The organism is Ruegeria sp. N7 (assembly GCF_056531345.1).
Genome location: NZ_JBQFLR010000023.1, coordinates 41,271 through 48,539, shown reverse-complemented (window position 1 = coordinate 48,539; position 7,269 = coordinate 41,271). Strand labels below are relative to the sequence as shown.

The 7,269-nt window shown below is 55.9% G+C and carries 5 protein-coding genes; 1 reads left to right on the top strand and 4 read right to left on the bottom strand.

The features are described 5' to 3' along the window. Nucleotides 1-528 precede the first annotated feature (528 nt). Together ACR0ES_RS18585 and ACR0ES_RS18580 are read right to left on the bottom strand one after the other, a co-directional pair. On the bottom strand, nucleotides 529-1,461 hold the full coding sequence (locus ACR0ES_RS18585; RefSeq protein WP_480484624.1) for a phosphotransferase: 933 nt from the start codon (nucleotides 1,459-1,461) through the stop codon (nucleotides 529-531). A 15-nt stretch (nucleotides 1,462-1,476) separates the two neighbouring features. Further along, on the bottom strand, nucleotides 1,477-3,900 hold the full coding sequence (locus tag ACR0ES_RS18580) for a GcvT family protein (protein ID WP_480871471.1): 2,424 nt from the start codon (nucleotides 3,898-3,900) through the stop codon (nucleotides 1,477-1,479). Between the two features lie 146 nt (nucleotides 3,901-4,046). Here ACR0ES_RS18580 and ACR0ES_RS18575 point away from each other — a divergent pair, with 146 nt between their 5' ends. Beyond that, entirely contained in the window at nucleotides 4,047-4,829 is a 783-nt protein-coding gene (locus ACR0ES_RS18575) for a DeoR/GlpR family DNA-binding transcription regulator (RefSeq protein WP_480488793.1), read from the top strand. A 453-nt stretch (nucleotides 4,830-5,282) separates the two neighbouring features. On the opposite strand, the gene ACR0ES_RS18570 is transcribed toward ACR0ES_RS18575, so the two are convergent. After that, nucleotides 5,283-6,344: a 3-carboxy-cis,cis-muconate cycloisomerase gene (locus ACR0ES_RS18570; protein WP_480774350.1), complete on the bottom strand. Its 1,062-nt coding sequence runs from the start codon at nucleotides 6,342-6,344 to the stop codon at nucleotides 5,283-5,285. Nucleotides 6,345-6,410: 66 nt separating this feature from the next. Then, nucleotides 6,411-7,232 (bottom strand): 3-oxoadipate:acetyl-CoA acetyltransferase, encoded by an 822-nt coding sequence (locus ACR0ES_RS18565; RefSeq protein WP_480774349.1) that lies wholly within the window; start codon nucleotides 7,230-7,232, stop codon nucleotides 6,411-6,413. Nucleotides 7,233-7,269: the final 37 nt, after the last annotated feature.

Sequence of the window (7,269 nt, the reverse complement as noted above, 5' to 3'; positions counted from 1 at the left end):
ACAATCTCTTCGGGCTTCGGTCGCTTGTTTGCCATTCGTGGTCCTCCGTTTCCTAAACATAGCGGTGGACCAGTTCAGTTGGGGAGGCTCAAGGGACCTTGTTGCAGTCGACTTACTTCACTGCGCGCACAGAAGGAAATCAGTGATTTTGACGCCTTCATTCAAGAATGGGCGTAGAAACGCCCGAGTACCTGTTGTGTTGATATACGTTTCGCCCAAGCGCCAGGAATTCTGCACTTAGCGTTCCTTCAAATGTGCCCCGTGCGAAGACCAACGGTGAATAATCGCAACCCGTGTGTTGAGGTCGCCAAATCAACTCTCGGACCGCATTCAGCTATGATATCTGTTCGATCACGACAGGAAACTGTGCCTCAGGTAGAACAGCACAGCATTTTAACCGCCGTTTTGGGGACGTTGCGGCCCCTCAAAGAGCCTACCGTGAAACCAGTTCGAATCCCATTTGTCCGAACCATTTTTCATTTCCACATGCCAGTCATTCATCAAGAGATTGCAACTTATCCATCTGCACTATTCGTTCGCAACTGCCTGAACATGGGCTGCGAAAGCAGGATTGAACATCAGTGCCTTGCACCTGTCGAAGCGACCCGTAGCATAGGCCCAGAAATCTTCGGCCGGGTTATCATCGGCATGTTGGATCAAGCCCCAGAGTGTCCACAGAAGATCGCACATCGCCTTGTAGATCACCATTCGCCCGAATTGAGCCGCTGTTGGTGCCGCGCCAAAATAGGACGTCAGCATCTCGATTTCCTGCTTCTCGGTCAGCCCGGCTTCGACTGATAAATCGCCGAGGTCCCAAAGAGCATCATTCATCCCGGAATATTCGAAATCCACGATCCACATACGGTCACCGTTGTCGAGAAAGTTCTCGCAAAGCGGATCGCAATGGCTGGGAACCAGCGCGCCCGGCTTGTCTTGCAGCAGCTGTTTGATCGGCGCCGCTTCGGCGACGATTTCAGTATAGCCTTCGGGCAGGGAAATATCCTTTGTTGCCAGGACTTTAAGATATTCATCGATCATCGAAAAAAGTTCGAACCGGAATTCGAAAGGGCGGGGTGACTCGTGTAGTTGCCGCAGGGCATGCCCGGCACGCGCAGCCGCTCCGGTGCGCGTTGCGAAAAGCTCGGGTGTCATGGTGACGATATCGTCGATGCAGTCACTGATCATCACACCGGTATCTGCATCCGCCCAAAGCACAGCGGGACCGATACCAGCTTCGGCTGCGACCTTGGCATTGTGAATCTCAACGCCACGATCGATATAATCCGCGGTGCCGTCTCCGGGGATGCGAACGATCATGGTGTGTCCGCAGGTTTCCACTCTGTAGACCAGGTTGGTCAACCCACCCAGCCGCTTGATTTCGCTGTTTTGTGCTGAGGTGTCTTCAAAGCCTTTCAGGTTGCGAAGTTCACTCAGGACACGGTCAGTGTTTCCGTCAGTCATTTTCTGCCTTCCCCCTCAGGCTTTTAGCCGTTCATTGGCCGGGTCGAACAGAGGCCCGTCCACCCGGCAGATTTGTTTGCGGTCACCGAACAGTTCGAGTTCGAATTCCGTCTGGTCCGTCATCGCCACCGGAAGATAGCCGTAGATGATCGTTTTCCCGACATGGTACCCATAACCACCGCTGCTGGCGCGCGAAACGGTTACGCCATTGTGCAGGATGGTTTCCCCCCCGGTCATCGGCAGTTTTTCTTCGGTCACGAAGGTACAGAGTATCTGTGCCGTGCCATTGGATTTCTGGTCCTCCAGCACATCGCGCCCTATGAAACTTTCCTTCGATTTCAGGTGGACGCGAGAGCCCAGGCCCGCTTCTACAGGTGTATAGTCCGGAGTGATGTCGGTGCTCCAATAAAGATACCCCTTTTCCAGGCGCAGCGAGTCAATGGCCCGGTAGCCGATATCGCGGATGCCATGGGCCTGCCCGACCTTCCAAAGCTGATCATAGACATGAAGTGCAAATTCGGTTGGGATGTGCAGTTCCCAGCCCAACTCGCCGGTATAGCCTATGCGCACCGCACGCACTCTTGCTGCTCCGACTGTAATGTCGCGCGCTGTTGCAAAGGGAAACGCAGCGTTTGAGATATCCTCTTCGGTTACCGCCTGCAGGACGTCGCGCGCTTTTGGTCCGCAGATGTTGATCACGGCCCGGGAAGAGGTAACCTCGATTAAATGTGCTGATCCGTCTTCCGGCAGATGACGTCGGATCCAGTCGGAATCGTGAACCCCGAATCCAGCGCCGGTCACGATATAGAAATGGTCGCGCCCCAGGCGGGTGATGGTGACATCCGCCTCGACGCCGCCTTTGTCGTTACAAAGTTGGGTATAGATTACGCTGCCATCCGGCTTGTCCATGTTTGAGACCGCCAGGTGTTGCAACACATCCAACGCGCCAGAGCCGATCAGCTCGAACTTGGAAAAGCTCGACTGGTCGATCAGAACGACACTTTCGCGGGCAGCGCGGTGTTCTTCGGCCGCGAAGACATGCCAACCGGGATTGAGGAAATCGAGTTGATCCACTGGGGCGACCCCAGCTGGGGCAAACCACAAAGGCCGTTCCCACCCGTTCTTCGATCCATAAACCGCCCCGTGTTCTTTCAATCGGTTATATAGTGGAGACAAGCGCAAATTACGTGCGGTCTCGGCCTCCTGGCCCGGATAGCGCATCTTGTAGTGATGTGCGTAATGTTCGACGGCTCGGGGATACATAAAGGCCTTGGTCGCATGATGTGGGCTGAACCGCCGCACGTCCAATGGCCAAAGATCTAGGCTTGGGCGCCCGTTCAGAATCCATTCGGCGATCATTTCCCCCGCGCCCCCGCCAGCCGCAATGCCGTAGAGGAACCCGGTCGAAAGCATCAGGTTCTTGATCTCAGGGGCCCAGCCCATGACAAAATCACCATCGGCGGAATAGGGGATCGGTCCATTGATGATTTGCCGGATTCCGACCTGGTTCACGACAGGGGTGACGACACCGGCAAGTTCAGCCAGCGGCGCGAAACGGTCAAGATTGTCAGGCAGCAACTGGCGCACAAACTCTCCGGGAATACCCTGTTCTCCAAATGGCAATGTGTCGTCTTCGTAACCTCCGATGACCAGACGCCCGCCAGCATCGGGCTTGTAATAGACCAGACGCTCGGGGTCGCGCAGTGTGGGCAGGCCCTTGACCAATTCCGGCTCTGGCAACGGTTCTGTTACGACATATTGGTGCTCGACAGCGCAGGCTGGCACCACGACGCCCAGTTTTGCCGCCAGTTCACGGCTCCACATGCCCGAGGCCAGCACAACGGTTTCCGCCTCATAGTCGCCGTTGGTTGTCATCACTTTGGTTATGCGACCATTGCGGATTTCGAAATCCTCAACCTTCACCCCCTGCCTGATTTGTGCGCCGTGGTTACGCGCACCGGCTGCAATCGCCAGACACAGGCCAGCGGGGTCGACATGACCGTCCGAGGGAATAAAGGCGGCCCCCTCTAACCCGTCGGCATCGATATAGGGAAACAGGGCCGTCGCTTCGGCTGGTGAGATGATTTCCATCTCCAGGTCAAAACTGCGTGCCATCGTCGCCAGACGTTTTGCCTCCAGTAACCGTTCCTTGGTTGCCGCCAGCCGCAAGCTGCCGACTTTCTTCCAGTCGAATTCCATACCGGTCTCGTCAGCCAGCCGGTCGTAGAGCGCGACTGACCGTTTCAGCATCCGGGTTGTATTGCGGGAAGATCGCAATTGCCCAACCAGCCCGGCGGCATGCCACGTTGCCCCCTCTGTCAGAGATGCCTTTTCCAGAAGGACGACATCCGTCTCACCTGCCTGGGCCAGATGATAAGCGATTGAGCATCCGATGATGCCGCCGCCAATAATAAGGTGTTTTGCAGAATGGGTTGTCATGGCCTCGCCCCTGTCGACAAATTGGGTGCCAGATCACCGTATCGGCCAATATAAATCAACAAAAATTAAACAAGAGTGTTGAAATCTGTTGATTTAAGGGGGTAGCTACAATTTATCCTGTTAAAGTCCAACATCCGAGTGACTGAATGTCAAAATACGAAAAGGACATCCTGAGCGCGGTTAACATGCATGGCCGAATCTCGGTCATGGACCTGGCGCAGAGGCTTAACGTTTCCGATCAGACAATTCGTCGAATTGTAAAGCCGTTGGTGGATGCGGGGCAAATCGACAAGGTTCACGGCGCGTTGATCAGCACCCAAAAGGTTCTGGATCCCCCTTTCATCGCGCGTATGACAACCAACCGCGCAGCGAAAGTCGCCATTGCCAAGTCAATATTGAACCTTGTGCCAGATAACGCGTCCATTGCTATCGATACGGGATCTACGTCGGGTTTTGTGGCCCAAGCCCTCAAGGCGCGCAGAGATCTTACCGTGGTGACGAATTCAGCGTTCATCGCAACAACTTTGGCCATGGGGAACGGCAACCGGGTCTTTATGGCAGGCACACAGCTTCGAAATCATGACGGGGCAGCGTTCGACCGCGCGGCCTTTGACGTTATTGCAAATATGTCGGTGGAGTACTCAATCCTGTCGGCGTCACGTGTGGATCCGAAACAGGGTTTTTTGGTGTTCGAACAATGCGAAGTCGATATTGCGGTCGCAATGAAGGCGATCAGCGAACGATGTTTCATGGCAGTGGACTCGACCAAGTTCCAGGCATCCGAACCCAAACCGGCCTTGCGTCTTCCGGCTCTTTCGGCAAGTGACTTCCTGATAACCGAGCGGAAGCCTGCGCCAAAATTTGAAGGCGTCATAGGTCGGGCAAAGACAGTAATCGCCGCAGATCAGTTTCAAGCTTTTGATGAGTGATTGGCCTTTGGGAACGGACGTTTTTTCCTATTGTTTACCACAAAGCTGTGTGGAGTGGCGGGATTGCGTCGCTTGCATAACGCGTGGGCCGCATCAATATTGTCGGCGACATCTGACATACTCCGGCACTCCAAAATGGCAACTGTCCTGATATCCGCTTCAACGAAATTCCGATATGTTCCGTCCAACGTAGGCTGACTTCCTTGGCCGTGAAATAAGCCAGCGACAGATCGACAGGGCGATCCTCGGCCATCGCCTTGATCGGGAACGCTGCCTGTTCTCGATTGTTCGATGACTTATGGTTGCCCGCACCGACACTGATCCTTCGCTACTGAAGTGGCCCGTCGTTGTGATTGGGAAAACGGAGGAAACACGATGGGAAACAAGTGACAGAACCTGCGACGCCAAGTCAGCGTCGCGCCTGAGTAACGTCGGGCTCAGAGGCCAGTGCAGTCACTCAACCATGCCTATCCGTTCGATCTGTTGCACTAACGTACCACAGCTGATCAGAGCCTGCCCCGTTGTCAGGATCATCTGGGGCAGGATCATCCATTCCAGCGTCCAGGCAACGCCGGAACGTTCCTGCTCATGCACCAGCGCCTGATGCATGCCCGACAGTTGGGTTGCGTTGAAACGAGCAAGTGCGACCAGCAGTTCCGCGCGGACCGGGTTGCGCTTGTGAGGCATCGCCGAAGATCCGCCGCCACCTGCCAGCGAAACCTCGTCCACCCCCTGCTGGGCCATGAGCGACACGTCCTGACCGATCTTTCCCAGCGATCCGGTTATCAATGAAAGCCATGAGGCAAACTCTGCAAGATTGTCCCGGCGGGTATGCCAGTTTGCATCGCAGCTGGCCAGGCCAAGTCCACGGGCCACATGATCTGCGATTACCTGTCCCGATCCGTGCATCGCGGTGCGATCCCCAACGGCACTGCCAAGTTGCAGCACAAGCAATCTGGGCTGCAACTGGGTCAGGCGTTTCTGGTGATCGGCCAATGGCAACCGCCAGTTTCGCAGGCGCGTGGCAACAGAAATCTGCAATGCCGCCTGCATTCGGGTTCGCCCCATCATCACGTGTTCGCCATATGCCTGTTCCAACGCCACAAGCGCATCGATCAGGTCTGAAAGGCGGGCCGAAAACACCTCCAGAATGTCCTTGATTGACAAAACCAGAGCGGTGTCGACAACATCCTGCGACGTCATCCCCTTATGCAGCGCGACGTGGCAATGTTCAGGCAATGCCGCTTTGAGCGACCGCACCAGCGCGGGCACCACAACGCCATCCAATGCCGTCCCGTCGCGCAGCGCCTGCATGTCGGGACGGTGTTGTCGGATAAGTTTTGCCGCGGTTTCCGCCACCTCTGGTGGTACGGTGCCGACCGCCGCCAAAGCCTCTGAATATGCGGCCTCGACGGCCAGCATGTGTCTCAGCTGAGCCTCTGCACCCAGCAACTCTGAGGTCTGTGGGTCCTCAAACAGCCCGCTGAGCCAGGGATGAGTGGAAAGCTGTTCCATCTTATGTGTGGCCTTTGAAATGAAGCGAGCGGATATCAATCGTCATGGCATCATTCCTCCCTGCGCTCAAAGAGCCAAAATCTCGCGGGCCTGTTGCCAGGTGGCGACCGGACGTTCGTGCTTTGCGCATAGCTCGGTCACGCGATTGACCAGCGCAGCGTTCGAAGGCGCTAGTGTATTCCGATCCAGCCGGACATTGTCTTCCAAACCTGTCCGCGTGTGTCCGCCCGCAGCAATGGCCCAATCATTTACCACAATCTGGTTTGGACCGATCCCGGCGGCACACCATTCGGCATCCGGTACGCGATCCTGCATGGACTTCACGTAAAAGTCGAATACGGCCCTGTCGACCGGCATCGCGTTTTTGACACCCATGACAAACTGAACATACAGCTTGCCATAAAGCTTGCCTTCCTTGTGCAATCTGATCGCTTGCAGGATGTGGGACAGGTCAAACGCCTCGATCTCGGGTGTGACTTCGTATTTTCGCATCTCGGCTGACAGCCAGTCCACTAGATCGGGTGGATTTTCATAAACCCGGGTGGGAAAGTTGTTCGATCCAACCGACAGCGACGCCATGTCAGGTGACAGGGGCAGCATTCCGCCCCTTGCCTGACCGGCGCCTGACCGCCCACCGGTAGAGAACTGGATAATCATTCCGGGGCAGTGTTTTTGCAAACCCTCTTTGAGGAGGGCGAATTTCTCGGGGTCGCTGCTGGGCGTCTGATCATCGTTGCGAACATGGGCGTGGACGATGCTGGCCCCGGCCTCGAACGCCTCTTGCGTGCTTTCGACCTGTTCCGCAACCGAGATCGGCACCGCGGGGTTGTTCTTTTTGGTGGGCAGGGAACCGGTGATAGCCACGCAGATAATGCAGGGTTTGGTCATGGTGACTTCCTGAAATGAGTGCCGCCTTGGCAAGGCA